Source organism: Mesorhizobium sp. M7A.F.Ca.ET.027.02.1.1 (assembly GCF_004022985.1).
Taxonomy (GTDB): domain Bacteria; phylum Pseudomonadota; class Alphaproteobacteria; order Rhizobiales; family Rhizobiaceae; genus Mesorhizobium.
In genome coordinates this window covers 1-25,847 of sequence record NZ_RZOL01000043.1, presented here as the reverse complement: position 1 = coordinate 25,847, position 25,847 = coordinate 1, and the positions used below count along the sequence as shown (strand labels likewise).

At 59.9% G+C, this 25,847-nt stretch carries 28 protein-coding genes; 16 read left to right on the top strand and 12 right to left on the bottom strand.

Going from position 1 to position 25,847, the window contains the following annotated elements; all coding sequences use genetic code 11:
- The first annotated feature begins 985 nt into the window (after positions 1-985).
- The 10 genes from EN749_RS07785 to EN749_RS07740 all read left to right on the top strand — a co-directional run bounded on the left by EN749_RS07785 (position 986) and on the right by EN749_RS07740 (position 10,132).
- On the top strand, positions 986-1,690 hold the full coding sequence (locus EN749_RS07785) for a heme-binding protein (protein WP_127811240.1): 705 nt from the start codon (positions 986-988) through the stop codon (positions 1,688-1,690).
- The gene (locus EN749_RS07780) at positions 1,687-3,567 is read left to right on the top strand and encodes a methanol/ethanol family PQQ-dependent dehydrogenase (RefSeq protein ID WP_128362881.1); all 1,881 of its coding nucleotides are present in this window, start codon (positions 1,687-1,689) and stop codon (positions 3,565-3,567) included. Before EN749_RS07785 ends, EN749_RS07780 begins: the two co-directional genes overlap by 4 nt.
- 58 nt (positions 3,568-3,625) lie before the next feature.
- On the top strand, positions 3,626-4,417 hold the full coding sequence (locus tag EN749_RS07775) for a substrate-binding domain-containing protein (RefSeq protein ID WP_245491303.1): 792 nt from the start codon (positions 3,626-3,628) through the stop codon (positions 4,415-4,417).
- Positions 4,414-4,947: a c-type cytochrome gene (locus EN749_RS07770; protein ID WP_127268117.1), complete on the top strand. Its 534-nt coding sequence runs from the start codon at positions 4,414-4,416 to the stop codon at positions 4,945-4,947. The genes EN749_RS07775 and EN749_RS07770 overlap by 4 nt, the downstream gene beginning before the upstream one ends.
- 14 nt (positions 4,948-4,961) lie before the next feature.
- Positions 4,962-5,954, top strand: coding sequence for a cytochrome c oxidase subunit II (gene coxB, locus EN749_RS07765; RefSeq protein ID WP_128289050.1), 993 nt, complete (start codon positions 4,962-4,964; stop codon positions 5,952-5,954).
- Positions 5,951-7,921, top strand: a complete 1,971-nt coding sequence (ctaD, locus tag EN749_RS07760; protein WP_128362880.1) for a cytochrome c oxidase subunit I — start codon at positions 5,951-5,953, stop codon at positions 7,919-7,921. Before coxB ends, ctaD begins: the two co-directional genes overlap by 4 nt.
- On the top strand, positions 7,918-8,523 hold the full coding sequence (locus EN749_RS07755) for a cytochrome c oxidase subunit 3 (RefSeq protein ID WP_128362879.1): 606 nt from the start codon (positions 7,918-7,920) through the stop codon (positions 8,521-8,523). Before ctaD ends, EN749_RS07755 begins: the two co-directional genes overlap by 4 nt.
- A 133-nt stretch (positions 8,524-8,656) precedes the next feature.
- Positions 8,657-8,866 carry a hypothetical protein gene (locus tag EN749_RS38640; protein ID WP_245491301.1) on the top strand — a complete coding sequence of 70 codons (210 nt, stop codon included), beginning with the start codon at positions 8,657-8,659 and terminating at the stop codon, positions 8,864-8,866.
- The gene (locus EN749_RS07745) at positions 8,863-9,741 is read left to right on the top strand and encodes a cytochrome c oxidase assembly protein (protein WP_128362878.1); all 879 of its coding nucleotides are present in this window, start codon (positions 8,863-8,865) and stop codon (positions 9,739-9,741) included. The genes EN749_RS38640 and EN749_RS07745 overlap by 4 nt, the downstream gene beginning before the upstream one ends.
- Positions 9,722-10,132, top strand: a complete 411-nt coding sequence (locus tag EN749_RS07740) for a cytochrome c (RefSeq protein ID WP_128362877.1) — start codon at positions 9,722-9,724, stop codon at positions 10,130-10,132. The genes EN749_RS07745 and EN749_RS07740 overlap by 20 nt, the downstream gene beginning before the upstream one ends.
- A gap of 83 nt (positions 10,133-10,215) precedes the next feature.
- On the opposite strand, the gene EN749_RS07735 is transcribed toward EN749_RS07740, so the two are convergent.
- The 4 genes from EN749_RS07735 to EN749_RS07720 form a co-directional block, all read right to left on the bottom strand.
- Positions 10,216-11,055, bottom strand: coding sequence for a DUF3618 domain-containing protein (locus tag EN749_RS07735; protein ID WP_128289052.1), 840 nt, complete (start codon positions 11,053-11,055; stop codon positions 10,216-10,218).
- Positions 11,052-11,444, bottom strand: a complete 393-nt coding sequence (locus tag EN749_RS07730; protein ID WP_127396344.1) for a phage holin family protein — start codon at positions 11,442-11,444, stop codon at positions 11,052-11,054. Before EN749_RS07730 ends, EN749_RS07735 begins: the two co-directional genes overlap by 4 nt.
- Positions 11,441-12,049, bottom strand: coding sequence for a DUF1206 domain-containing protein (locus EN749_RS07725; RefSeq protein ID WP_127396345.1), 609 nt, complete (start codon positions 12,047-12,049; stop codon positions 11,441-11,443). The genes EN749_RS07730 and EN749_RS07725 overlap by 4 nt, the downstream gene beginning before the upstream one ends.
- Before the next feature lie 548 nt (positions 12,050-12,597).
- Positions 12,598-13,515, bottom strand: coding sequence for a hypothetical protein (locus tag EN749_RS07720; protein ID WP_164873692.1), 918 nt, complete (start codon positions 13,513-13,515; stop codon positions 12,598-12,600).
- A 356-nt stretch (positions 13,516-13,871) separates the two neighbouring features.
- On the opposite strand from EN749_RS07720, the gene EN749_RS07715 reads away from it, so the two are divergent.
- Both EN749_RS07715 and glf read left to right on the top strand, forming a co-directional pair.
- A complete protein-coding gene (locus EN749_RS07715) occupies positions 13,872-15,044 on the top strand; it encodes a glycosyltransferase (RefSeq protein WP_128289053.1) in 1,173 nt (390 codons plus the stop codon).
- A gap of 2 nt (positions 15,045-15,046) precedes the next feature.
- On the top strand, positions 15,047-16,189 hold the full coding sequence (gene glf, locus EN749_RS07710; RefSeq protein WP_127397212.1) for a UDP-galactopyranose mutase: 1,143 nt from the start codon (positions 15,047-15,049) through the stop codon (positions 16,187-16,189).
- A 75-nt stretch (positions 16,190-16,264) separates the two neighbouring features.
- Here the strand turns inward: glf and EN749_RS07705 are convergent, their stop codons facing one another.
- The gene (locus tag EN749_RS07705; RefSeq protein ID WP_127397211.1) at positions 16,265-17,431 is read right to left on the bottom strand and encodes a beta-glucosidase; all 1,167 of its coding nucleotides are present in this window, start codon (positions 17,429-17,431) and stop codon (positions 16,265-16,267) included.
- Positions 17,432-17,897: 466 nt separating this feature from the next.
- Between EN749_RS07705 and EN749_RS07700 the strand changes: the two genes are divergently transcribed.
- A complete protein-coding gene (locus EN749_RS07700; protein WP_189367412.1) occupies positions 17,898-18,278 on the top strand; it encodes a hypothetical protein in 381 nt (126 codons plus the stop codon).
- 152 nt (positions 18,279-18,430) lie between these two features.
- On the opposite strand, the gene EN749_RS07695 is transcribed toward EN749_RS07700, so the two are convergent.
- The 4 genes from EN749_RS07695 to EN749_RS07680 all read right to left on the bottom strand — a co-directional run bounded on the left by EN749_RS07695 (position 18,431) and on the right by EN749_RS07680 (position 20,997).
- On the bottom strand, positions 18,431-19,255 hold the full coding sequence (locus EN749_RS07695; protein ID WP_127397210.1) for a Ku protein: 825 nt from the start codon (positions 19,253-19,255) through the stop codon (positions 18,431-18,433).
- Positions 19,256-19,828: 573 nt separating this feature from the next.
- Complete coding sequence (locus tag EN749_RS07690) at positions 19,829-20,038, bottom strand: hypothetical protein (RefSeq protein ID WP_127266476.1); 210 nt, start codon at positions 20,036-20,038, stop codon at positions 19,829-19,831.
- A gap of 139 nt (positions 20,039-20,177) precedes the next feature.
- Entirely contained in the window at positions 20,178-20,351 is a 174-nt protein-coding gene (locus EN749_RS07685) for a hypothetical protein (RefSeq protein WP_127266475.1), read from the bottom strand.
- Positions 20,352-20,691: 340 nt separating this feature from the next.
- A complete protein-coding gene (locus tag EN749_RS07680; protein WP_128289054.1) occupies positions 20,692-20,997 on the bottom strand; it encodes a hypothetical protein in 306 nt (101 codons plus the stop codon).
- 1,100 nt (positions 20,998-22,097) lie between these two features.
- Here EN749_RS07680 and EN749_RS07675 point away from each other — a divergent pair.
- The 3 genes from EN749_RS07675 (at position 22,098) to EN749_RS07665 (ending at position 23,561) form a co-directional block, all read left to right on the top strand.
- Positions 22,098-22,832 carry a Crp/Fnr family transcriptional regulator gene (locus EN749_RS07675; RefSeq protein WP_127807734.1) on the top strand — a complete coding sequence of 245 codons (735 nt, stop codon included), beginning with the start codon at positions 22,098-22,100 and terminating at the stop codon, positions 22,830-22,832.
- Positions 22,833-22,851: 19 nt separating this feature from the next.
- On the top strand, positions 22,852-23,088 hold the full coding sequence (locus tag EN749_RS07670) for a hypothetical protein (RefSeq protein WP_127395628.1): 237 nt from the start codon (positions 22,852-22,854) through the stop codon (positions 23,086-23,088).
- Positions 23,089-23,330: 242 nt separating this feature from the next.
- Positions 23,331-23,561 carry a hypothetical protein gene (locus tag EN749_RS07665; protein WP_189367416.1) on the top strand — a complete coding sequence of 77 codons (231 nt, stop codon included), beginning with the start codon at positions 23,331-23,333 and terminating at the stop codon, positions 23,559-23,561.
- Between the two features lie 3 nt (positions 23,562-23,564).
- Here EN749_RS07665 and EN749_RS07660 read toward each other — a convergent pair whose 3' ends face one another.
- The 3 genes from EN749_RS07660 to EN749_RS07650 all read right to left on the bottom strand — a co-directional run bounded on the left by EN749_RS07660 (position 23,565) and on the right by EN749_RS07650 (position 25,694).
- Complete coding sequence (locus EN749_RS07660; RefSeq protein WP_128289055.1) at positions 23,565-23,753, bottom strand: hypothetical protein; 189 nt, start codon at positions 23,751-23,753, stop codon at positions 23,565-23,567.
- Positions 23,754-24,355: 602 nt separating this feature from the next.
- The gene (locus EN749_RS07655; RefSeq protein ID WP_245486676.1) at positions 24,356-25,312 is read right to left on the bottom strand and encodes an NAD(P)/FAD-dependent oxidoreductase; all 957 of its coding nucleotides are present in this window, start codon (positions 25,310-25,312) and stop codon (positions 24,356-24,358) included.
- A 97-nt stretch (positions 25,313-25,409) separates the two neighbouring features.
- Positions 25,410-25,694, bottom strand: coding sequence for a hypothetical protein (locus EN749_RS07650; RefSeq protein ID WP_127395629.1), 285 nt, complete (start codon positions 25,692-25,694; stop codon positions 25,410-25,412).
- Positions 25,695-25,847: the final 153 nt, after the last annotated feature.

The window sequence follows — 25,847 nt, the reverse complement described above, 5'->3', positions numbered from 1 at the left end:
ACCCCCGCCCGCCCGGCCGGCGCCTAACGTCCCAACAAACCCGCCACAGGCGCCGGCCACCCTCGCCTCGGTCGCCTCCGAGATGTGCAGTGTTGAGTGGATGCGTCGTCGCGTCGAGGGCTCACGGCTTCGCCTCTCGGATAGCTCGCAAGGTCGCATGGCGTAGTTTGTCCTCGCCCTTGAAGGTCTTCACGCGGCCGATAAGGCTGCCGCTGCTCGGGCACTCCAACTTCGATGAGGCGTATAAGGTCGCGCTCGCGGGCGCAGTTCGCGGAGCGGGGGTGGGGTCTGTTGCGTGCGTCACCTGCGTGGTCGCAAACGGAGGTCGGCTAGTCCGCCGAATGACTTTATCACCGTAGCTTCCCTACTCCCACTCGATTGTTCAAACAGCGTATAACCCTTTGAAATCGCTGTCAAATATTTTCCAGAACTGCTAAAATTCCGACACTAGAACCGTCAAAAAATTACGCTCTTGATTTTAAAGGGAAAATCGCCACAAAAAATATTTCGAGGTTTCACCAACTATCGGGACCATCCGGGCGATTTTCGAATTTTATGACGTCCACCAGCGTGCCCAAGTCGCCTCAAAAAGTACCGTCGCCTTCTCAACTAAGGCATTTTTCATCGCAAAATGAGCCGTTGTCGCGAGTCCGGATGGATCGTCCGTATGGTCCCGCAACCGCTCCGCTTCTCCGATAATGCCAAGTGCTTACTAGATGCGATGAGCCGGCGGGACAGACGGCAACCTTGCCATTCACCGGACGGGAACTGTGCATTTTTTCCAAAAGCAGGAACATACCTGCATCGCCCAAGTTAGACATCGACGGCATTGGATCACGGATTCTTTCTCGCATTCTCCAGTCTGACAGAGTGCTCCATGATTCTGATGCTCGAACCAATGGGCAGGACAATGTACCGCTGTCAGCTTTTCTTATCTGCCTTTGGCCTGGTGTTGGCGGGTGGCCTGTCCCCACAGGGCCAAGCCATGGCACAGGCGCCCTGCCCGGCCCACCACGATAAGCTGCTCGCTGTCCTCAAGGCCAATGTGAAAGCGAGCGGCGGACCTGCCAACGGAGGCTTTGAGACCAACGAATGGGCGGCTGTCGTTGCCCGCGACGGCGCCGTGTGCGCGATCGCTTTCAGCGGTCCGACCGCCGATTCCCAATGGCCAGGCAGTCGCCTCGTCGCGGCAGAGAAGGCCAATACGGCCAATGGGCTCAGCTTGGCGCAAATGGCCCTATCGACGGCCAATCTCTACGCGGGGGCGCAACCTGGCGGGCCGCTTTTCGGCTTGCAGGAGACCAATCCGGTCAACCAGGCCGCAGCCTATGCGGGCGATCCCAAAACGTTCGGAAGCGCCAGCGATCCGCTCGTCGGCAAGCCGATTGGAGGCGTCGTTGTGTTTGGCGGCGGGCTTGCCCTCTATGACGGAAAGAGCATCGTCGGAGGCATCGGGGTCTCCGGAGATTCCTCATGCGCCGATCACAATGTCGCCTGGCGTGTTCGCGCGGCGCTCGGCCTCGACAAGGTTCCCGCCGGAGTCAATCCCAATCGCAAGGACGCCATCGTTTACGATCTGGATCCCGGCGGCAAAAGCGCCTCGGGCTGGGGCCATCCGCTTTGTGCCGGCACCGAGGCTGACATCGCGGCGGAGCTCGGCGCCGGCGTGGGAGGCTCGATCCACAAATGAAAGGCATGCTGCACCCGGCACAGGCGCGCGTTAACGAAGGACGAGGCGCCCGCGCATCGGCGACCGAGAATTCTTTTCGCACTTGCATAGTCTCGGTGATGCTGCTGGCATGCGGCCCATTCCTGAGCGGTGCCTCGGAGCCGCCATCGGCGGCGGCTATTGCGCCGCCCGCCGCCGCCGCGCCACCCGATGACGGGCAATGGACAATGCCGGCCAAGAACTACGCGTCGACCCGCTTCAGCGACCTGACCGAGATCAACGAAGGCAACGTCAAGAACCTGCAGGTCGCCTTCACCTTCTCCACCGGCGTGAACAAGGGCCAGGAAGCAGCGCCGCTGGTTGTCGGCAACACCATGTATATCGTCACGCCCTTTCCCAACATCGTCTACGCGCTCGACCTTTCCAGGCCCGGCGCGCCGATGAAGTGGAAGTACGAGCCCAACCCCGAGCCGGCGGCACAAGGGGTGGCCTGCTGCGATGTCGTCAACCGCGGCGCGGCCTTCGCCGACGGGCGCATCTTCTTCAACACGCTGGACGGCCACACGATCGCCCTCGACGCCAACACAGGCAAACCGATCTGGAACGCTCATATCGGCAACATCAACATCGGCGAGACCATCACCATGGCTCCGCTGGTGGTGAAGGGCAAAGTTTTGGTCGGCAATTCCGGCGGCGAAATGGGCGTCCGCGGCTGGGTCAAGGCGCTGGATGCCGGAGACGGGCATGTTGTCTGGACGGCTTATGGCACTGGACCCGACAAGGATGTGCTGATCGGCCCGGACTTCAAGCCCCACTATGACATGGACAAGGGCACAGACCTTGGCGTGACGACATGGCCGCCCGAAGCCTGGAAGATCGGCGGCGGCAATATGTGGGGCTGGATCTCCTACGATCCGGACTTGAACTTGATCTTCCACGGCACAGGCAATCCAGGACCGTGGAATCCGGATTTGCGGCCCGGCGACAACAAATGGACGTCCGGTATTTTCGCGCGTGATCCCGATACCGGAGCGGCGAAGTGGTTCTATCAGTGGAGCCCGCATGACCTCCATGACTATGACGGGATCAACGAGCAGATCCTTCTGGACATGACCTGGCAAGGCAAGCCGCGCAAGGTCCTCGTCCGACCGGAACGCAACGGCTACCTCTATATCCTCGATCGGACCACTGGCGAGGTGCTGTCGGCCACAGCCTATGGCCCGGTCAATTCCAGCAAGGGCGTCGACCTGAAGACCGGCCGCCTGATTGCAAACCCCGACAAGAGAACCGGCACCGGCAAGGTGGTGCGAGACATTTGCCCGACAGCGTCCGGCCTCAAGGACTGGCAGCCATCGGCCTTTTCGCCGAGGACCGGCCTGCTCTACATCCCCCACAACAATCTCTGCATGGATGAAGAAGGCGTCGAGGTAAACTACATCGCAGGCACGCCCTATGTCGGCATGAACGTACGCATGATCCCCGGGCCGGGCGGCAATCGTGGTGCCTTCACCGCCTGGGATGTTGCCGCCGCCAAGCCGGCCTGGGTCCTGAAGGAGAACTTTCCGGTGTGGAGCGGCACCGTCGTCACTGCCGGCGATCTCGTCTTTTACGGCACCATGGAAGGCTGGTTCAAGGCGGTCAGCGCCAGGACTGGCGATCTCCTTTGGCAATTCAAGACATCGTCCGGCATCATCGGCCAGCCGATAACCTATCGCGGCCCCGATGGGCACCAATATGTCGCAATTCTGTCAGGCGTCGGTGGCTGGGCCGGTGCCATCGTTTCCGGCGACCTCGACCCACGCGATGCCACCGCGGCACTTGGCTTCGTCAACGCGATGAAGGATCTAAAGAACGCTACCACGGTGGGAGGCACGCTTTATGTGTTCCGGCTGCCTTGATGGATTGGACTTGACCGTACGTCCGGCGCGAAAGGCGTTCCAACGGGTGGCGATCGGCATGGCCGGGCTCGCCTTGTTGCTCTTGCCGGCTATTGCCAGTCCACGTGAGTTGAGAGTGTGCGCCGACCCGAACAACATGCCGTTTTCCAACGCGGCCGGTCAAGGCTTCGAGAACAGGATCGCGGAAATTATCGCCACTGATCTCGGCGCCAAGCTGACGTATACTTGGTGGGCGCAGCGCCGTGGCTTCATCCGCAACACGCTGAAGGCAGGCCTTTGCGATCTCGTGCCCGGCACGCCTGCCAATCTCGAAATGCTGCGCACGACCACGCCTTATTACCGTTCGTCCTATGTCTTCGTGACCCGTCAGGACGGCCCGGACGTGGCCTCCTTCAACGACCCGCGGTTGCAAGAATTGCGTATCGGTGTTCAGCTCATCGGCGACGATGGCGCCAACTCGCCGCCTGTCCAGGCGCTTGGCCGCCGCGGCATCGTCGGGCACCTCATCGGCTACCCCGTCTATGGCGACTACTCCGCTCCCAACCCTCCGGCGCGCATCGTCGAAGCTGTTGCGAACGGCGAGATCGATCTTGCCGTGGTCTGGGGTCCGCTCGCCGGCTATTTCGCCCAGAGGCAAAAGGTGTCGCTCCGGATCACGCCGGTCACGCCCCGCATCGACGGACCGCAACTGCCGCTAATGTACGACATCTCGATGGGTGTTCGGCGCGAGGACGATGCGCTGCGTGGCGATGTGAATAGCGCGCTTGCCAGACACAAGGCCGAGATCGACGCGGTTCTGGCGCAATACGGCGTACCGCGTCTGGACATGGCCGGGAGTCCGGCGCGATGAGGCAGGCTCTGGCGATGTTACTGCCCTTGACGCTGGCCCTGGTCGCCTGCCAGCGCGAGGAGCGCGACACGCGACCGCAATCGGCGCTCGGCTCAGGTGAGCAGCCGACGCCCGTGACCACGTTGGAGCCGGGCGGACAGCGACCCTCCCCCACCGATAACAAGGCGGCGAGCTTCGAGGCCAACGCCTTCCACATGAGCGAGGGCAAACGCCTGTTCGGCTGGTTCAACTGCTCGGGCTGCCATGCCAATGGCGGTGGCGGCATGGGCCCGGCGCTGATGGACGAGAAGTGGCTCTACGGCAGCTCGATCGAAAGCATCCACGCCACGATCCGCGACGGCAGGCCGAACGGGATGCCGAGCTTCGGCCAGAAGATACCCGACGACCAGATATGGGAGCTGGCGGCATATGTGCGTGCACTGGGCGGCAACGCGCCCTCCTCCGCCGCGCCGCAACGCAATGACGGCATGATGGTGCATCCCTCGGAAAACCGCCTGCCGGATGCCGCGACACTGGGCAAATCACCGTGAGGCGCCCGGCTTCGATGACCTTCGCCCTCTGTGTCCTGCTTCTGCAGGGATGCGCAGGCTGGCAGTCGGCGCTGGATCCGAAAGGCCCCGCAGCCGGCGAGTTGGCTTGGCTGATCTGGTTCTTCACCGCGCTTTGCGCGGTTGTGTGGGTGCTGGTGATGATCGCGCTCGCAGCACCGCTGGTTATGCGATCGCGTCCCGGCGATGAACCCCTCTTACTCGACGAAGCGGCCGAACGCCGCAAGATGCGCGTGGTCGCGTCCGCCGTCGGACTGACCGCCATCATCCTGATCGGACTGACGCTGCTAAGCTTTTTCGCCAACAGGACGCTGGCTGCGATCGGCTCGGAGGCTGTGCTGACAATCAGGGTGACCGGGCACCAGTGGTGGTGGGAGTTGCGCTACGAGGATGCTACGCCGAGCCGCATCCTGACGACGGCAAACGAGATTCATATCCCTGCCGGCGAGCCGGTGCGGCTGCTATTGACCTCGACCGATGTGATCCATTCCTTCTGGATCCCAAGCTTGGCCGGCAAACTCGATCTTATCCCCGGCCACATGAACGTGCTGGACATCAAGGCGGACAAGCCGGGCGTCTACCGTGGTCAATGCGCTGAATTCTGCGGTGCGCAGCACGCCAATATGGGCACCTTCATCATCGCCGAGCCGCGCCCGAAATTCGATGCGTGGCTGAACGACCAGTTGCAGCCGGCCGGCGCGCCGGCGAGCGGCGAAGCCAAGGCCGGCGCAGACCTGTTCCTCAAACGCCCCTGCGTGATGTGCCACAGGATCGGGGGAACGCCGGCCGGCGGAACGGTGGCTCCCGACCTCACCCACATCGCCAGCCGGAAAACATTGGCGGCCGGAACGCTGACGATGAGCCGCGGCAATCTCGCCGCCTGGATAGCCGACCCGCAAGGCATCAAGCCGGGTTCCCACATGCCAGTGGTAGATCTCAACGGCGACGAGCTCAACGCAATCGTCGCTTATCTCGAGGGTCTGAAATGAGCAGCGCCGATGTCACAGGCGACCGCCACATCCCGGAACCAGACCCCGCCAAGGGCGACCTTGCTCCCGAACGTGACGGCCCCCGCGATACGGGCATGGATGATGCCAGCCTGCATCGCTGGCTCGAGCGCACCTGGCGGACGCCGTCCGGCATCGTCGGAGCGCTCTCGAGCGTCGACCACAAGGTGATCGCACGACGCTATTTGATCACCGCTTTCGTCTTCCTTGGTCTTGGCGGTCTCAACGCTGTCGCCATGCGTATCCAGCTTTCGGGACCGCAACGCGGCCTGATCGGGCCCGACCTCTACAACCAGCTGTTCACCATGCATGGCGTTACGATGATGTTTCTGTTCGCCGTGCCCATCGTGCAGGCGACCGGGATCTACCTGGTGCCGCTGATGGTGGGCACCCGCAACATCGCGTTTCCGCGCCTGAACGCGTTCAGCTATTGGATCTACGTCTCGGGCGGCGCTTTCGCCTGGGTGTCCTTTGCCCTCAACATGGCTCCTGATGTGGGCTGGTTCGCTTACGTGCCGCTGTCCGGCCCCGAATTCGCACCGGGCAAGCGCGCCGATGTCTGGGCGCAGATGATCACCTATACCGAAGTGTCGTCACTGGCCGTCGCGGTTGCGACCATCGTCACGGTGTTCAAGCAGCGGGCCCCCGGCATGTCGCTGGACAAGATCCCGCTCTATGTCTGGGCGATGCTGGTCACTTCTTTCGTCGTCATCTTCGCGATGCCGGCGGTGATGATCACCTCGACTTTCCTGATCCTTGACCGCCTGGTCGGCACGCACATCTTCAACCCGGCGGAAGGTGGGGATGCTCTGCTGTTCCAACATCTCTTCTGGTTCTTCGGCCATCCGGAAGTTTACATCATCTTCCTGCCGGCGACGGGCATGGTGTCCTCGATCATTCCTGTTTTCGCCAGGCGACCGACATTCGGTCATCTCGGGCTGGTCCTGTCGCTGATCGCAGTCGGCTTCCTGTCGTTCGGGCTCTGGGTTCACCACATGTTCGCCACGGGATTGCCTAAGCTCGGCGCCAGTTTCTTCACCGCATCCAGCATGCTGATCGCCATTCCAAACGGCGTGCAGATCTTCTGCTGGCTTGCAACACTTTGGGACGGCCGGCCGGTGATCCGGACGCCATTGCTGTTCGTCTTCGGCTTCTTCTTCATCTTCGTCATCGGCGGGCTAACCGGCGTCATGCTCGCCTCGGTGCCATTGGATCTTCAGGTGCACGACACCTATTTCGTCGTCGCGCATTTCCATTACGTGCTGATCGGCGGCTCGGTGTTCCCGCTGCTTGGCGCGGCTTATTTCTGGTTCCCGAAGATCACCGGCCGCATGATGAGCGAACGCCTTGGGCGGTGGCATTTCTGGCTGGCCTTCATCGGGTTCAATGCGGCCTTTTTCCCGATGCATCTCGTCGGCCTATGGGGCATGCCACGACGGGTCTACACCTATCCGGCCGAGCTTGGCTGGGGCAACATCAACCTTTTCATCTCTGCCGGGGCGCTGCTCTTCTTCCTGAGCTTTGTCCTGTTCACTTTCAATCTGGTGCATGGCGCGTTGAAAGGCACCTCGGCCGGCAACAATCCGTGGGACGCAGGAACCTTGGAGTGGGCAACGTCCTCGCCACCGCCGAGCTATAATTTCGCACGCATTCCCATGGTTACCCATATCGAGCCGCTCTGGGCCGAGCGCGAGGCGCTACCTGTAGCGACCGGGCTCCGCGTCGATGCGCGCGAACTCCTCATCTCTACCGTGGCCGAAGCTTATCCCGATATTCGCGAGAAATCGGCCACACCGTCGATCTGGCCGCTTTTTGCGGCGCTCGCCGTCGGCGGCACGTTCCTTTATTCGATCTTCACGCCCTGGGCGATCCTCTGGGGCGCCGCGCCGATCGCCATCACGTTGATCGGTTGGTTCTGGCCGAAGGGCGATCCGGAGGACCAAGAATGAAGCATCGAATTGCCGCCGATCTTTCAGGACTCCCGACCTTCGGGCATGGTCCGCACAGCCCGACCTGGTGGGGCACGCTGGGCTTCATGGCGCTCGAAGGTACCGGTTTTGCGCTGGCAGCGGGCGCGTATCTCTATCTTGCGCTGTCGTGGCCAGCGTGGCGGGTTAGCGCACCGCAGCCTAACCATTGGCCCGGAACGATCGTGACGATTTTGTTTGTCGCCAGCCTTGTGCCCAACCACGTCCTCCACCGCCACGCCAAGCAATGCTCCATGGTTCCGGTGCGGATCGGCCTGGTGGTCATGTCGCTGCTCGGCATCGCTCCGCTCGTCGTGCGCTGGTTCGAATTCCCCGCCCTCAACATCTATTGGGACACCAACGCCTATGGATCGATGCTCTGGGTGCTGCTTGGCCTGCACACCACGCACCTCATAACCGATGTCGGCGACACCATCGTGCTGACCGTGCTGATGTTCACGCGCCACGGCTATAGCGGCCGGCGCTTCGGCGATGTCGGCGACAATGTCTTCTACTGGGATTTCGTGGTCCTGACCTGGATCCCGATCTACGTGCTCATCTATTGGGCGCCGAGGCTAGGCTGAGATGCGAGCGTTGCGGTTGGGAACGTCTTGGGGTGGTCTTCTGTCAGGTCCGCTGGCCTGGGCGGTCTCGACACAGCTGAATTATGCGCTGGTGCCTTGGCAATGCAACCGCCAGGTGCCGGTCGTGCTTCCCGTGGCGCTGCTGCTCGTCTTGTTGTCGCTGCTCGGCGGGGCGCTGTCGTGGCGGGCGAAGCGGCGAGGCGGTGCCGCATTCAAGCCGGAGCGTACGCGCCGCACAGAGCGCTTCGTCGCCAATCTCGGGATGTTGTCGGCGTTGCTGTTTGCGCTTGTGATCCTCATGCAAGGCAGCGCGGCGCTGATCCTGGATGAGTGCCTGCGATGAACCTGGACGCGCTGGTCCCTACTTCCATCTGCTACGGCGTCGGCGCGCCCGGGGCCGGGTGGACGCTCGCGCTGCCCATCACCCTGCCACTCGCCGTGCTTGCCCTGATATATGTCGTTGGTGCTGGCCGGCTTTGGCGGCGCAGCAGCCGCGGCAGGACGTTGCGGATGCGCCAGGCTCTGCTGTTCACGGCCGGATGGAGCGTGTTGACAGCCGCATTGGTCAGCCCGATTCATGTGCTCGGCGAGCAGGTCTTTGCGGCGCATATGATCGAGCATGAACTGCTGATGGCCGTGGCGGCGCCGCTGTTGGTCTCTGCCTGCCCGGCTGCGGCCTTGATGTGGGGCCTACCCATCCGGTTCCGGCGCATCCTGGGAATTGCCGGACACGCCAATTGGCTGAGGGTGGTCTGGGCCTTCGCAACGCGGCCGATCAGCGCGACCATTATCCACGGCATTGCTATATGGATTTGGCACATTCCGGTGTTGTTCGAGGCCGCGCTCGAACGCGGCGTACTGCACTATGCACAGCACGCGAGCTTCTTCGGAACAGGGCTGCTGTTCTGGTGGGTCCTCTTGCCGCGTCCCGGCCGCCAGCATGCCTATGGGAGCGCAGTGATGCACCTCTTTGTCACCTCGCTGCATACCGGGCTGCTCGGCGTTCTCCTGTTGCTCTCGCCACGCCTCTGGTACCCGGAGAACGCGGTGGGAGCGGCACTGTGGAATTTGAGCCCCCTGGAGGACCAGCAACTTGCCGGACTGGTGATGTGGGTTCCGGCTGGATTGATATATGGCGGCGCAGCGCTGCTGCTGGTCGCGTTGTGGATCAAGGCGAGCGGAAGGAGGGAGGCGGCGCATGCGTACGAGCTTGTCTAAACTGCTTGCCGCCGTCATCGCCGCGCTGGTGCTGCTCGTCGCGGCCGTGGCCGGAATGACCTGGTGGTCCGATCGGGCCGCGCGCGTCCGCCACGAGGCGGAGGCGGCCACGGGCGGTGACACTGCGAGGGCCTTGCCGATCATGACTGCGAATGGCTGTTCCGGCTGCCATACGATTACGGGCGTGCCGGGCGCGCAAGGGCAGGTCGGTCCTCGCCTGGATGCCAGTCTTGCTGACCGCGTCTTTATCGGCGGCGGGCTGGCCAACAATCCAGAGAACCTGATCCGCTGGATACGATCGGCCAGGGAAATCAATCCGCACACCGCCATGCCGTCGACCCGGATTACAGAGCAGCAGGCGCGCGATATCGCGGCTTACCTCTACGCCTGAAATGACTCGAGCGGTTCACCGTTTGAACAACAACGCCGGCCTTCTGAAGAGACCGACTATCGTTGATGCCGGATCATCTCAAGCTAGGTTTGACGCTGAGACGAATCGGAAATCCGGTCGCGCACTGCATGCTCGGTCTTGTCTGCTGTGGACTTCACGACCTCGCCGAGTTGATCGGCCATCGTGCCTGCTTCCATATGTTGCCGGCCAGCTTCCTGCTTGATGGTCTCATAGGCGTCGGCGGCGACCTGCTTGGCTTCATCCAGACCCCTGTCGAGCATGGTTCCGGCGGTGTTGCGAAGCTTGTCGCCATAGGCGCCTAGTTGCTCATCCTCCGTTGCGGTATGGGGCAGCATTGCACCTATGGCGGCGCCGATGGCGAGACCGGCGGCCGCTACGGCCAAAGGTTGGTTCTCAAACAGTTCTTGGGCAGAGCGGGCGGTTTTCGCCGCCATGTCGCCGGTCACCGATCTTGCAGTGGCCGTGCTGCCCGTCAAACCCTCGGCGGCGTTGCTTACCGCGCTCGAAACGGTACCGCTGACGCTGGTAGCAGCCGACGACAGCGATGAGGCGGCATCGGAGAGCGTGCCGCCGAAGCCGCCGCGCTCCCCTTCATCATGTCTTCCCGGCGCTGAAGGCAATGGGTAGCCAGCCGAACCGTGGGCCGTGTTTGAGGTACCGCTGCCGAACATCAGCCAAGCAAGACCCGCGCCGACCATGGTGACCGGCAAAGGATTGTCTCGGACCTGCGTTCTGAGATTGCTGAGCATGGCCGAGCTCTCCCCTCCCGAGAACAGCCCGGTGAACTCATCAAGCAATTGTCCGGGCGTCATCTTGCCTCGAATGGATTCGGCGGTCTCCATCACCCGGGCGCGGGCTGCCTCGGCCTCGCGTTCAAGTTCGGCTGCGGATTTCTCAGTCATCTCACTTGTTCCTTGATCACGCTCGCGTCGCGCTTGAGCTGTTCCTGGGTCCGGTCGGGGGTAAGTTCCGAAGGCGCCATGCTGGCCATCCCGGTCCGCAGCAGGATGACGCCGAGGATCGCCACGACCACACCGACCAGCAGGGAAGACCACCCCGCGCCGAGCCCTGCCCGCGTCAGTGCGATAACGAGTGCCTGCAGCAACACCAATAATGCCGCGAGCAGGCAGATCGCGCCGCCGAGCACTTCAGCGGCACCTGCTCCGGCTTTGGTGAGCTTTTCAGATAGCTCGGCCCGAAACAGCCTGGCTTCGGTTTGCACCAGTGTGGTGACATTCTGGGCCAAGTCGGTGATCAGTCCGGTAAGGCTGGGATTGTCCTGGGTGTTCATCTGTCCTGCTCCGCGTTCTGCGTGGCCCCATCATCGCCGACGAGGCCCGAATCCTGCGAACGATCAACGGACCAACCCTGTGCCTGATCGGTGTGTGATCTGAAGTCTCCAGGATCATCCTGAAATTCGGGCCTTGTCGGCGGAGAAGCCTTGATGAATCGCCCGAGAGCCAATCCGGCCAATACCGACCCGGCAAGCAAGACACCGGGATTTTGCCGGCCAAAGGACTGCACGTCCTCAAGGACCTGGCCGAACGGTTTCTGTTTCAATGACGATGAAAGCCGCTCCAAGCCACCGGCGGCATCCAATGCGAACTTCGATGCGTTCCTTTCATCGTTGTTGGCCAGATGGTCACTGGCCGCGCGCAGTGCGCCGCCCAGCGCCGCCAGACTCGATCCGATGTCGCGCTGAGCTTCCTCCGCCTTGTCGGAAATGACCTCCTTGGCTTCAGATGCATAATCGCCAGCCTTACGGGTCACCGTGTCACGCGCGTCGTGAAGCAACTCGCTGGCACGTTCTTGTTCCTGGCGAAGCCTGTCGGAAACGTCGCTTTTCGCCTTGTCGAAATCGGTGGGCTGTCCGCCCTGATCGTTCTCATGCTGCATGGGCCACCTAGTGAAGACCGAGGAAGGAGAGGACCGCGAGCACGACAACGATAAGGCCGATAAGATAGATGACACTGTTCATGTGCACGTCCTCCGTGGCTTCCCAACTTCGTGGAACCTCCGATGTTCCACTAGGTGAAAGCATTTATGATCAGGCTGAAACGGAGAGCTCGTCCGGGACGCAACAATCACGAATGAGCTGAGCTGCCCCTCGTGCGGAGCTTCAGTGGCTCGAGTACAAACCTTGTGCTCCCGACTGCGCACGGGTCGAGCGGAAGGCCGCCGGTTGCCTCGGCTTTGGCTGACCTTTGTCTATTCGGCTGTCCGCGTGTCGATCATCTGCTCGCTCTGGACGCCCGGCACGTCCCTGCGCTGTTGGACGCCTTCAACGAAGCGAGGATGAAGGCATAGAATACGTGCTGATGCTTCATTCTCCTGCGGGAAGGAGCAGAGATATTCAGTTCGCCCATGTCTTCGAACGCCGCGACTGCTGCATGGTGTCGTGTGCACGCGCTCCGACGGATTGTTCCGTCCGAGCAACACCTAATTCATGCAACCTTGGAAAACAGGGCGACGTCGCATCTGGCCAAGCCGTAGCGCCACCGATGATCGGTCGTGGCGACCCGGCTCTGGTAAAACAGCGAAAGTTGGCCCCCTTCGATCATCACGGTCGAGTGGCCGTTCTCTCCCGGCTGGCCTGGTTCCAGCACCGGTCCCATCGACACATAAGGTCCAGCAACATCATCGGCGATGGCAAAAAACACGCGTTGCCGGTTTCCCCGAAGGCCATTCGGGAGAAAGCAAGTGGCATTGAGAAGCACGCGGCCATCCGGCAATTCGACCAGTTGTGCGCCCTCTATCCCCCATTCGTAGTCGGGATCCTCTCTCGTGTTGTGGTGAGGAACTTCATTATGGTCGAGGATCTTGCCGATCCGCTTCCAGGGACCGAACCATGAATCGGATTGGCTACGCGCGAGATAGATGTCGGGCTGTGGCACCCTGGTGAATTTTGGCATGGCGGAATAGACGAGGTAGCGCCTGCCGCCAATAACTGCGGGATGCGGATCGTAAATGCCATCTTCCTCCGTGTCCGGGATGGCGAGGATTGCCGGGCTAAGAACCACCCAATGGAACCCGTCATTGGAAACCGCATGCTCGCAGCGGCCACCAGACTTCATGAACTCGGTCTGGATGAACATGTGAAAGACGCCACTTTCGTGAATGACCCCCGGAGCCGCAACACCACTCCCATTGATAGGAAGCTCGATCGACTGATGCTCGGTCCACGGCCCATAAAGTTCCGGCGCCGTGGCATGCAGGATCCTCCACGTCTCGCTGGTCACCGTGCCGCTCGAGCCGAAGACGTGCCACAGGCTGCCATCAAAGACGGGGCAAGGGTCTTTGAGATCATCCACGCTTTGCGGATGAAACAGCGGAAAAACATTGGTTGAAAAGTCGATCTTCATATCAGCCCCGGAATTCGCCTGGCACGGACTCGCCAGTGATGCGGGCGAATCAACTTGATGTCCTGCACATTTTATAACCAGCGACTTAAACGCAAATACGGCAGGTCAGTTCTCCACCGACATTCCCCCGTCGCTCACGCTTTCAAAGCCCGGCGACGCGTGGTGGCCGTTCTCAGCTCCGCGGAAATGTCGTCGCATTCGTCATCCGAGCGGTGACTGAGAGCACTTCACTTCACCTTGGAACAACTCACGCGCGGGAAAGTTAGGAGCTGGCATCGAAGTCTATTTCTCCTCGACCCGCTATTAACAAATGTTAGTCGTAACATAAACCAAAGATTACGAGAAGGAACATCTCAATGGAAGCAGCCTTGGGCAGGGTATCCGCCAGTAAACACGCTGGCAGGGAAAATCTACTGGTTTGCTTCTCCCACTTGCGTTGGAATTTCGTCCATCAACGCCCGCAGCATATTCTCACTCTTGCATCCATGCAGCAGAGAGTGATCTACTTTGAAGAGCCTGTTTTTGAAGAACTGCCACAGCCGCTGATGCGGACGAGCGAGGCATCGCCAAACATTCTAATTGTGACACCAGTGCTTCCGCTCGGCGCGGCGGCCGCGAAATCAGATGCCGTCCAGCGGAGATTTGTTCAACAGATCATAGCTTCTATGCGGCACAGCCGGCTGATCGCCTGGTACTACACGCCGATGGCTCTTCGCTTCACGGAGTTCCTTGACCCAGACATATGCGTCTACGACTGCATGGACGAACTCTCCGCCTTCAAGAATGCACCGCCCGAACTGGCGCAGATGGAAAAGGAACTTCTGCGCCGCGCCGATCTCGTTTTCACCGGTGGCCTGAGCCTGTTCGAGACCAAGCGCCGCCTGCATCAGGCCATTTACCCCTTTCCGAGCAGCATCGATGTGAAACACTTTCACAAGGCAAGGCTGCCAGGAAAGGACCCCATCGATCAGGCCGGCATTCCTCACCCGAGGGTGGGGTATTTCGGCGTCATCGACGAGCGGCTGGACGTCGACCTCGTGGCGCTAGCGGCGCGGACCATGCCGGACGTGCATTTCGTCATGATCGGCCCCGTTGTCAAAATCGATCCTGCAATCCTGCCGAAGGCCGACAACCTTCATTGGTTGGGCGCGAAGGCCTACTGCGACCTGCCCGATTATCTGCGCCATTGGGATGCCGGGTGGATGCCGTTTGCGCTCAACGAAGCGACCCGGTTCATCAGCCCAACCAAGACGCCAGAGTTTCTGGCGGCGGGCCTGCCGGTGATCTCGACGGCAATCGTCGACGTTGTGCGCAGCTACGGCGCTGCTGGGCTGGTGGAGATCGCCGACGGTGACGACTTGGACAGCAAGCTGCGCTCCCTGCTTTTGCGACCGCGCGAGATGCTGCTGCCGCAAGTCGATGCCTATCTGGCTGACATGTCGTGGGAAAGAACATGGAAGGCCATGGCCGCTCACATTGAGGGCGCCTACCGACGCAAGAAGGTCGTCCCGCTCCGCAGGAGCGCATAGCCATGTTCGATTGGCTGATCGTGGGCGCGGGGTTTGCCGGCAGCGTTCTTGCTGAAAGGATAGCCTCCCAGCGTCATGAAAGCGTTCTCCTGGTCGACCGCCGCAGCCATGTCGGCGGCAACGCCTACGATTGCTACAATGAAGCCGGCATCCTCATCCATCGTTACGGGCCTCATATTTTTCACACCAACAGCCAGTCGATCGTGGACTACCTCTCGCAGTTCACCCAATGGCGCACATACGAGCACAGGGTTCTGGCGGCGGTCGACGGGAAACTGCTTCCCATCCCGATCAATCTCGACACGATAAACCGCCTTTATGGCCTTGAGTTGAATTCCGCACAGTTGGAGGAGTTCTTCGCATCGCGGCGCGAGACGGTAGAGGACGTGCGAACGGCCGAGGATGTTGTCGTCAGCACCGTGGGACGCGAGCTCTACGAGAAGTTCTTCCGTGGCTATACAAGGAAGCAATGGGGCGTCGATCCGAACCAGCTGAGCAAATCAGTGACGGCACGAGTGCCGACCAGGACCAACCGCGATGACCGCTATTTCAGCGACAGCTTCCAGAAGATGCCTGCCGGCGGATACACGAGGATGTTCGAGCGCATGCTCGATCACCCGAACATCAAGGTCATGCTGCAGACCGACTTCCGCGAAATTCGTGACAAGATACCATTCAACCGCCTGATCTATACCGGCCCGATCGACGAATATTTCGGCTGGCAGCTAGGGTGTCTTCCTTATCGTTCGCTCCGTTTCGAGCACGTCACCCTCGACCAAGAGCAGTTTCAGCCGGTTGCCGTCGTCAACTACCCCCAGACGGAAGATTACACCCGCATCACCGAATACAAACATTTGACCGGCCAACGGAGCGTGCGGACCAGCCTGACATACGAATATCCCACCGATATCGGGGACCCGTACTATCCGGTGCCGCGGGCCGAAAACGAAGAGCTCTACAAGCGCTACGAAGCGCTCGCCGCAACCTGTCCCGACGTGTGGTTTGTCGGCCGCCTGGCAACCTACCGCTACTACAACATGGATCAGGTGGTCGGGCAGGCCCTGGCAACCTTCGCACGCATTCAAAAGAGCGTCCCGGAATGGGCGGGCGTGGGGAATGCGTCGTTGGCCGAAGGGGCGCTGTAGCTCCCCCACCTGGACCCGGGAGCATCGGCGCGGGGCCGACAGGCGCTCGCGCAGTCCCTCGTGCAGCTCATGTATTTAACGCGTCGGGTTCGCCGCGAACAAAGCTTGCTGGCGGGCCAATTCGTCCGCGACGGGCTTGTGGACGTGTCGGCTGCCGTCCGCCTGGACGACTGAAAACAATCCCACCTCCGCATGCCGCGAATTGTCCCAGCCCGGATAGGCGGTTACCGGGTAAAGGCAAATACCTTCGATCGGGGCTTTGAGGCTTTCTGCGGCACGCACCTCGTCGCAGACATAGTGGAGCCAAGCCGGCCCGCCAGACCCCTCGGAGCCGGTCTCGGCGATGAACATAGGCTTGCTGTATCGATGCGCGACTTCGATCAGCATCTCCGATAGGGCACGGTACTCGTGATGCCCCATCGGAATCGTCGGCCCGTTTAGGTACCACTGATTGTGTGGATAAAAATTCAAGCCAACGACGTCGACGACATCTTCGCTCCCACCCAGCTCAGGTTCGGCCCGGCCCAGCAGCATGTCGTAAGCTTCGAACTGTCCCTGACGGGCATTTTCGGCCCGGCGCCGTTCGGTGCGGGTCCGGTCGCGAGGAGCGATGTGGATAAGCGGCTCGGCCCAGACAAATCTGCAAGCGGGATCGACCTCCCGCATCGCGCGAACGCCGGCTATTGCTGCTTTCACGAGGTGCCGCTTGAACCATCCCCGCTTCTTCGGGCCGACGCGCGGGAAATAGCCGACCTCAACAGCCCAGGCGAAAAACGAAATTTCGTTGATCGGGCACAACAGAGGCGCTGTACCGGCGATTGAACGATGAACCCTCACAGCTTCCGCGGCGAACGAGGCATAGGCATCGATGAAATGCATCGATCCCTGATCAACATGGTCGGGAGATCCGTAGTGGAAGATGTCCCAGATGATCCGGACACCTGCCGATTGCGCTGCTTCGACCATCGGCGTCCAGCTTGACCAGTCATAGGTTCCAGGAGCGGTTTCGATGAGGTGCCAGCGCAAGCCGTCGCGGATGGTACGAAGACCGAGTTCGGCGCAACTGCGGTAGTCGCCCAGGGCATGCAAATAATGCGACGTCGCGCGGATAAGATCGAGGCGAACGCCGTCCTTGCGCCGGTGCGACGAGCACTCGAAGCCAGCCATGAAAAAACTGGCGAACGGCGACGTGCCCGCAATCGAAGTCACCTCATTGCCTGCGCTGTGTCCTGCTTCGCTCATGCGAAGTCTCCTTAGGGCATTTGGGCTCAATCTCGGCTGCCGAATGCAGATCGGGAACAGCCATAGCAATCCGGCAGCCGTCTCTCATCCGCCAGGCTGCACATTGGTCCTGTGCTTAACGGGATGGTTCCAAACCGGATGGTCGAGCCTTTGTTCCCGATCGAACCCACCGGAGGGCAGACAGCAGCCAGGGAAGAAGCTGCGCAAGGCAAGTCGGGGGCGAGGCACACAGCCGTCATCGGATCATCCACCGCTCCGACGAAGGCAGGGAACAGTACGTTCAAATTCGACTTTCCGACATCGATCATGCAAGGCGAGAGGATCGCAGCGACGTCGCCTGGAGTATTGCATGAGCCGCTCCGCCGATCTTTCCCGGTAAAGCCCGCCATTCGCTTCAAGCGGGAACATTGGTTGCCTCAACAAGTTTGATCGCCATAGCAATGGGCCGCAGCGGGCGGGCGCACAGATGAGACATCTGGTCAAAGATATCCTGATCGAGATCGCTGAAATGCTTCCGGCCATCACTCAAAAGGGCGAAAACTCGGCCGAAGCACTGCCCGTCCATGCGCCGAACTTCCCCCACGATCTGGAGCCGGTGATCCGGGCAGAGCCTACCTACCAAGTGCCATCGCAACGCACCGACGATCGGCATGAATCAGTCGCAGTCCCGAGCAAGCCGCAAGCTGTATGGAGGGATATGCCTCCGGCTGTGATGATCGTACCTTTGCCAGTCACTGTAGATGAAGGCACGGTCAAGGCTCACGCCTCCGACGGGCAGCATGCACGGCGTCGAGTGCCGTGTGAACGGCTTCAACGTTTGAGGCGTGAGGCTGGGCTCACGGCCTGAAGATCAGCGGCCGTTGGCCCCTGCGCCAGTTCATCGCGCATTGCTTCGGCGCCGGCATCGACTTTGCTCACAGCCAGTTCCGCCGCCTAACCTAGCACTGCAATTGCACTGGTTCTTTTGAGCACCGCAGCGATGGTGATCGCTATCTTTGACTATGCTGATTTGCGGCTCTTGGCCTTTGGCCGGTCTTGGCCGATGCCTTCCTTGGCGAGGCTCTTTCGAAGAACCGAGGCCAGGTCGACCACGTTCTCCTTGGGCTTCGGCGCCGGTTTCGGGGGTTTTTTGCCCTTGCGCTTGGCGTCGATCATGGCAATCAGCGCATCCTCGTAGGTATCCTCGAATTTCGAAGGATCGAACTTTGTCACCTTCTTGTCGATGAGAAGCCCCGCGATTTCGAGCAGATCCGCATCATACTTTGGGCTTTTCACGTCATTGAAGACGGTGTCTTCCGATGTCATCTCATTGTGGGTCCGTAGCTCGGTCAGCAACATCCCTTTTCCAAGGGGCTGTATCAACACTTCGCGCCCGCGCTGATAGAGTACGACGCAGGAGCGTGCCGCAACGCGCTTCTTGGCCATCGCATCGCGCAGGACGGCAAAGGCCTCCAGAGAGGCACCGTCTGCCGGGATCAAATAGTATGGTTTCTCCAGAAAACGTGTGTCGATCTCGGCAACCGGAACGAAGGAATCGACGTCAAGTGTATGCTGCGACGTCAGTTTCAGTTTCTTTATCTCGTCCGGCTCGACGTGAATGAAATCACCCTTGTCCGCCTCATACCCTTTGATCTGATCCTCGGCTTCGACAACATCGCCGGTCTCTTCATCGACATAGGCGCTTTTGACGGGTAAACCGTCCTTGCGGTTCAAAATCTTGAAGTGGATCTTGGATGCCTCACTTGTGGCACCAACTATCTTCACCCCGCATGACACGGAACCGACCCTCAGAAAGCCCTTCCACACCGCGCGTGGCGCAACCATGCCGTTTCTCCTAGACCTCGATCTCGGCACAACGTCAGGCACACGGTTCTGTTCCGCGACGTGCGCCGGCATCTTTCCACCCGATCGCAGGAGCAGACGTCGCTTTCGCAAGCACACGAGGTGCTTAAGGGTGCTTCAAATGCATCGGAGCTCTGGCTCAGTGCGACAAAAAGCGTTCGCGTAAGGGAGTCGGCAGGATCAAGCGGACCAAGCTCGGGTTGAGTGACCGTGCCGACCTTAACTGGACACAAGCGTGGGCCGAATGACCTGACGCATACGCTACCGGCACAAGGGAAATGCTACAATTAAGACTGGAGGACTTGTTGTGAACATGGCGCTATTTATACCCGAGTTGCAACGGTAATCACGTTCCGGACCGAATAGTATCACGGCGAAGCCGTGCTACTCTGGCGTCCCAAGCCCTGCCAACTATTCCCCGTAGGCCATCGGCCGATTCCTCCAAGACATAGCAACTCAGTCGACATTCCGCCCGCAGGATCTCCCCTTGGGCAGAAAGCTCCTTGTGCTGGCGAATAAGATCATCCAGGCGGTCCAGATAAGGTGCGCGGCTCATCAGCCTTCACCCCGCAGCATCTCTTCGAAAGTAGCTTCATCGAAGTAGGCTCCGGAGTGCTGGAACAGCCACATCAGACGGGCGCTCAGTGCCTCGGCCTCGACGCTGCCTTCTGCTAGCGCACGCTCTTTGCAGGCCCGCTGAAACACCTGCTGTAGGAGGGCGAGTTCTTCGGGATTTGCAACGCCGATGGTAGCGGGAGCGGTCATGGCTTCCTCCGTTGGGGCGGAAGCATGTTCTTCGCTCACAGCCGGCGGTGCCCTGAAACTACCGCCGATGAGAGTAGACTACGCTCATATTGGCGAGAGTCGATTGAATAATAATTTAGTCACGACAGGCAGGAGCATTCTAATGCCGCTCTTTCAAAAAACGGGCTTCACGAAGCAGCGAATTCCAATCCGTGCCGATAAGCTTGATCAGACCGCGCGCATCCGGCTCCGAAATGCCGACTTCTTCAGACAAACGTCGGGCAAGCAATTGCTCATTGCCCTTCTTCACACGGCCGTCGCCATCCTTTTTCATTGGTTCCTCCCTGGGAAGCCAACTTACGGAATGACCTTTCGTTTCATGGAATAAGAAAAAAGCCCGCCGTCCCATTAGCGGCAGCGGCGGGCCGTCCCTGGGATAACGGGACTCGCTGGGGTGTTGGTTTCCCCTGCTGTCGCGGGCGGTGCAAAGCAGGTGCCACCTAGGGTGAACCAACACGGCACACCTCGCGTGCGACTCGCCGCGAAACGACAAGACCTTGGTCTGGTATCGACCCGCCGTGCCGACCTAGCACGACGGGCGTTCGAGAGCGGCTACACCCTGAGAGTCGACCCCTTTGCATCAATCTGGAACAGGGCAACAGTTCCAAGACACGTCAGCAGCCTTCCGTGGTCTTTTTCATCTGGCCAGGAGCAGCCGAGTTAGCATCGGTATCCTGTTGACCTGGCGCGGCCTGCTTGGCGCTGCCAGTTTGTTGACCTGGAGCGCAGTCCTTGGCGGAGTTCGAGTTAGAGTTCGTTCCACTCGTGGTGGTCGAATCCGTTCCCTGATCGGTCGTAGTGCTCGGCGTTGTCTGGGTCGTCGAGGTCGACGATCCGCCTGTGGTCGTGGTGGTCGATTGCGCAACAGCGAGGCCAGTTGACAGTACCATAATGGCTGAAGCCAAAAGAACCTGTTTCATGATCAACTCCATATTGGAATGTCCCTTCGGTACCGAACTTCGCTGCGAAAAGACGGTTCCAAGAAAAAATTCGCAATCGCATGCACCTCACGTTTGGACGGGCCCGCACCACTTGCGCGCGTCGGGGCGAGCGTCAGCGGGTAAGCGACCTAGCCCTTGGATCGACCTTTCTTGAATGATTGCGAAGCCTTGGCTTCGGCAGCAAGGCGTTGTTCTCGAAGTCGCGCAGTTTTTGTATCTCGCGCCTCTCTCTCGGCCGCGTTAGCAATCTTTGCCTCACGGTCTGCGCGCTCCAATCGGTCTTTGTCGACGCTTCGCCGGGACACATTGGCCTCCTACCAGAAGACCGTTGAATTTACAGTTTGCTAAAATGTTCCCCGCGATACGGCATGTTCCACGCAATGTGGCGGACTTCCCGGCCCTTCCGGGGATTGCAAAAGCCCGCTACCGAGAGCCAGGGGCCTTGAGAGACAGGCAACTTGGAGAAGGGCCGGCCCCAACAAGCTTCCTTTTGTAGTTCCAATCAGTACGGCCTTTAGTCAGTCGGCCCCGAGCTGAGGGGCGATGAGCTGGGCGAAGCCCTCGCCGCCGACAGTCGCTCACGCTTGTCAAAATGAGCCTCCTGATAGGTCTTCTTTCATTCGATATCTCCCTTCGGCTATCGCATAATCACATACCGCGTCGCCTCGGCTTGGGTGCGCGTCAATCGCATGCCAAACGCGATGGCCAAGGGATTATCACCCCTTTCTGGCCTGCCGCTTTCTTTCTTGCGGCTTGTGCGGAATTCGGGCGGGCTCAACGGAGCTTGAGCCCCTGATGTGACGTCAAAATTCGAACCCAGCCTATGTCATAGGTTGCTGCACGGCCTAGGCGGCTCCCTTAAGGGTGCGGCTTATTCACGTCGGGAGCGTTGCCGCACCCCAAGCGAGCAACCCAACGTGGCCTCTTCTACCGCTGGGCACTGAGGTCCCAACCAGGGGTCCTGGGTGCGTTCGCGTCTTTCCCAACTGCCGACCCATCAGTCCGGCGCCTCTTTACGGCTACCCGGAACTTTTGAAGCGAATGCAAGTTCGATAATCAACATCAGCTAGGTAGCCAATTTGTCACCCACCTCATCCTTGGATGTTCTTATTCGCAAGCTCCAGAGCATCTCGGATCTCCGAGAGGCCGATGTCGAGGTTTTGAAAGGCATCCAAATTCAGGAGAAGGATTTTTTGGCCAACTACGACCTGGTGCGTGAGGGTGACCGCCCTGTCAATTCGTTCGTGGTTTTGGATGGCCTGCTCGGTTCCACCAAACTTACCGGCGACGGCAAACGGCAGATTACATCCTTCTTTGTGGCTGGGGATATTCCCGATCTGCACGGACTGCATCTGTCGGTCATGGATTGCAATTTTACGACCCTGACAGCAGCCAGACTGGGCTTCATGCGACATGACGCTCTTCGCACCATTTGCGAACAGCATCCTCGAATCGCGACGGCTTTTTGGCGGTCGACGCTGATCGATGCAGCGATTTACAGAGAATGGGTAACGAATGTGGGAAGACGCGAGGCATACACGCGCATGGCTCACATCTTGTGCGAACTGATCTTTCGCTTGCGCTCGGTTGGACGCATCCAGGATCACGTCGCGGATCTTCCGATTACCCAGGCAGCACTTGGCGATGCATTGGGCTTGTCTACAGTCCACGTCAACCGAATGCTTCAGGAACTTCGACGCAGGGGCCTCATCGCCACGACGGGGTCAAGAGTGCATGTTCTTGATTGGCCCGGCCTCACTCGTGCAGGTGATTTCGACACGACCTACCTGCACCAAAGGAACCCCGCAGCTTAGTGGTGACGGAAGCTCTCGGATGGCACGATTTTTCTTTGATAGTGGCGATCACGACGTGGTCGTCGAGGACGTAATCGGCATCGAATGTGCCGATCTGGAGGAGGTGCGCCGCGCGGGCTTCGAGGGCCTTATCGACCTTACGAGAGATGTGCTTACTGAGGTGGACGGGCAGCAAGTATTTGTTGAAGTGCGGAACGAAAACGGCGACAGGATTCTGAGGCTGAGCATCTCGCTTCAGATCAAGTTGATGAGATAACGTGCCTGACTTGCTGCGTCAGAATGCTGCCGAGTGCCGGCACATCGAATGGCATGAGCGGCGAGGAACGCCGCGTGATCGGACTATCGCCCGAAGATGCCGCCGCCATTTCGACCGGCGAACAAGCTCGGGTCCCCCCACATGGAAAAAAACGGTAAGGCACAGCAGCAGGTCATGGCCAGTCTCATACATGTCCCATCCGACCGATTTTTAATCGGTGTCGCGTATTTTTGTATGAAGTTATGGAACGCGCATTCTCAGCGCTCGTTCATGTTGTCTCAGCAGTGGGTGTCGACGTGCAAAGAAAAGCGAACAAAGCAAGCCGGGTTGCGAAAGGCCAGGAGCTTGAGGTCGAACATCTTGTCGAGGTCACGGAAATTGACCCCGAGCAGGCCCGAACGCTGCTTCGCAAGCATGGAGCCGATTGGCCGAAGCTCAAAGACGAGGCTGAAGCTCTGAAGAAGGAAGACTAGTCGTCACCTTCCCAGCGGTTGGCGAGAAAGCTGTTCCAGCTCATCCTCATCCGTGATTCCCGCCTGGTAGTAAGCCAGAATACGTGATGCGCGCCGTTCCCTCTCGGTTGCGGTTTCGTTTTTAATTTTGCTGCGTGCGAAGACGCGGGTGAGCAGGGCAAGTTCTGATGGGGTGAAGGCGTCTCTATGCATCGCATCTCAACTCCCGTGCGTCACCGTCTCTGGAGGGGCCGAGGCGCGCTGAAGCTTGATTGCAGCGCCGGCCAGCAAGAGATCGCAGAACGGGTCGTCCGGCGCGCGCTAACGCTGGACCAGAAAGAATGTTCCGCGCGTTTTTCGGACACTGAACAAAAAGGCCCATCCGGCCCGAGCCAGCAACGGCCTTTTACCGGTCTACGTGTGATCTCCTTCAACCATATCCGGAAAGCCTCTTCCTTAACGGGAATTTCTGGGCTTGCTGTACGTTTAAAGTTGAGGCTGGCAGTTATGATCTTGGACAGAAACAATGGCTTGGCAAGCCGAGTTGCGACAGCCACGAAAGCCCGCCCCGGACAAGCCGAGACGGGCCGAAGCTGCTTCGGCAGCCTCAAGGCCCAGACAATGAGGGAGGATTGTAGGCCGGCAACCAAACCTCGTACCGCAGTGAATGTTCCGCGGCTGCAAACTGTCGGTGGGAGTATCAGGACCTTTCGCGATCGACATTCTCGGCCAGTTGCGGCAATTCCTTTGTCGGCCGGGTAAGACGTTCACAGGCGCCATCAAGGCAGCCAAGAGCTCGATCAGCCCCGTGATCTTCATGTCCGTTGAGAAGGCTGATCTGCAAATCCAGTCCGCTCGGCGCTCTCAAGCTCTCTATGGGCATGCGACGCGGCAATGGCAGCCTGTCCAAAAGCGACGGCTATCTGGTTCAACGCTTTGACAACGTCACCAATGGCGTACATGCCCTGGATGGAAGTCTGCTGATGCTCGTCGACTGTGACATAGCCCTCTTCACAACATCTTGCGCCTACCGCCTCGGCGAGTTGAGAACGTACCTTGCATCCCAGTGCCAGATAAATGGCATCGAAGCGGGATGACGTCCCATCTTTCAAAATCGCCTCGCAACCGTCTGCTGTCGGGCAGAGCGTATCGAGAGCGTCACCGATGACTATGCCTCTTGCCCTCGCCGCACGACGAGTGCTGGGCGAAAAGTCGGATGCGTCGCTCCCAAGCATCGTTATGAGCGATGTAAACCGACTGAGGAAAATGGCCTCTTTAAAGGCTCTCTCGTCGTGCCCGACGACCGCAATCTTCTGGTCGATCGCCTCATACCCGTCGCATACAGGGCAGAGTCGAACGACACCTGCGGCAATTGCCTCGCGCAGACGCGGAATGACAGGTGTCGTATCGATGATCCCTGTCGCCAAAAACACCTTGCGTGTCCGGATTGCGCCGATCGAGGTCTCAGCGACGAACCCCCGATAGGCAGCGGCGAGGGAATGGACCTGCCCTCCAACCAGAGTGGCTCCATACAAGGTGGCGTGACGTCGAAGGCGATCCAGAATATCGGCTCCACTTATCCCTTCGGGAAAGCCAGGACAGTTATGGCTCGTTGGGATCAAGGCGGCACGAGGATCGCCGGCATCGATCACCAGCACGCGATGGCGAAAACGGGCGAGATATTGAGCGGCGGTCAATCCCGCCGGCCCGCCTCCGACGATCAGGACATCTTCGGTCTCGGCGGTCGGTCGGCTGACGTGGCTGTCGTGCATGGTGCGACGCATCACCGGCGAACGATTTGGTTCGTGCAATGTTCAAAGGGCGGTCTTCGGGACATCTGCTCGATGGCAACAGCGTAGAAACCAGGCTTCAACCCGATCGCAGGACGCCAGGCTCCTCTGTTTCCTTGAGCTCTTCCGTATCCTTGGGCGCGGAGACCAGATCCTGGAATCCGAGAGTAGCGACGAGATAGCCTGCCTCATCATAAACCTTCGTCACCCAACTGGTCGGGTCCACGCCCTCGACAATTCCGTCGAGCATGGCCTCCTTGGCGGTGCGCTTCGCCTCTCTGACAGCCTCATCTCGATCAGCCATATCGGCAAAGATTGCAGGCTGCGACATGCCCTCGATAAACTCGAAGCGAAATTTCGGCATTAGCCGCTCCAGTCATTGTGCCAGCGGATCAAACATTTCTGGCAGGTTTGACCTCAACGCGGCGGTGTCGAAAAGGATGCAGCGGGTGTGCGCGTGACCATCAAACCTCAGGCAGCGTTGCTGCCTCCCATCTCCCACTCGTGCTACTTTGCC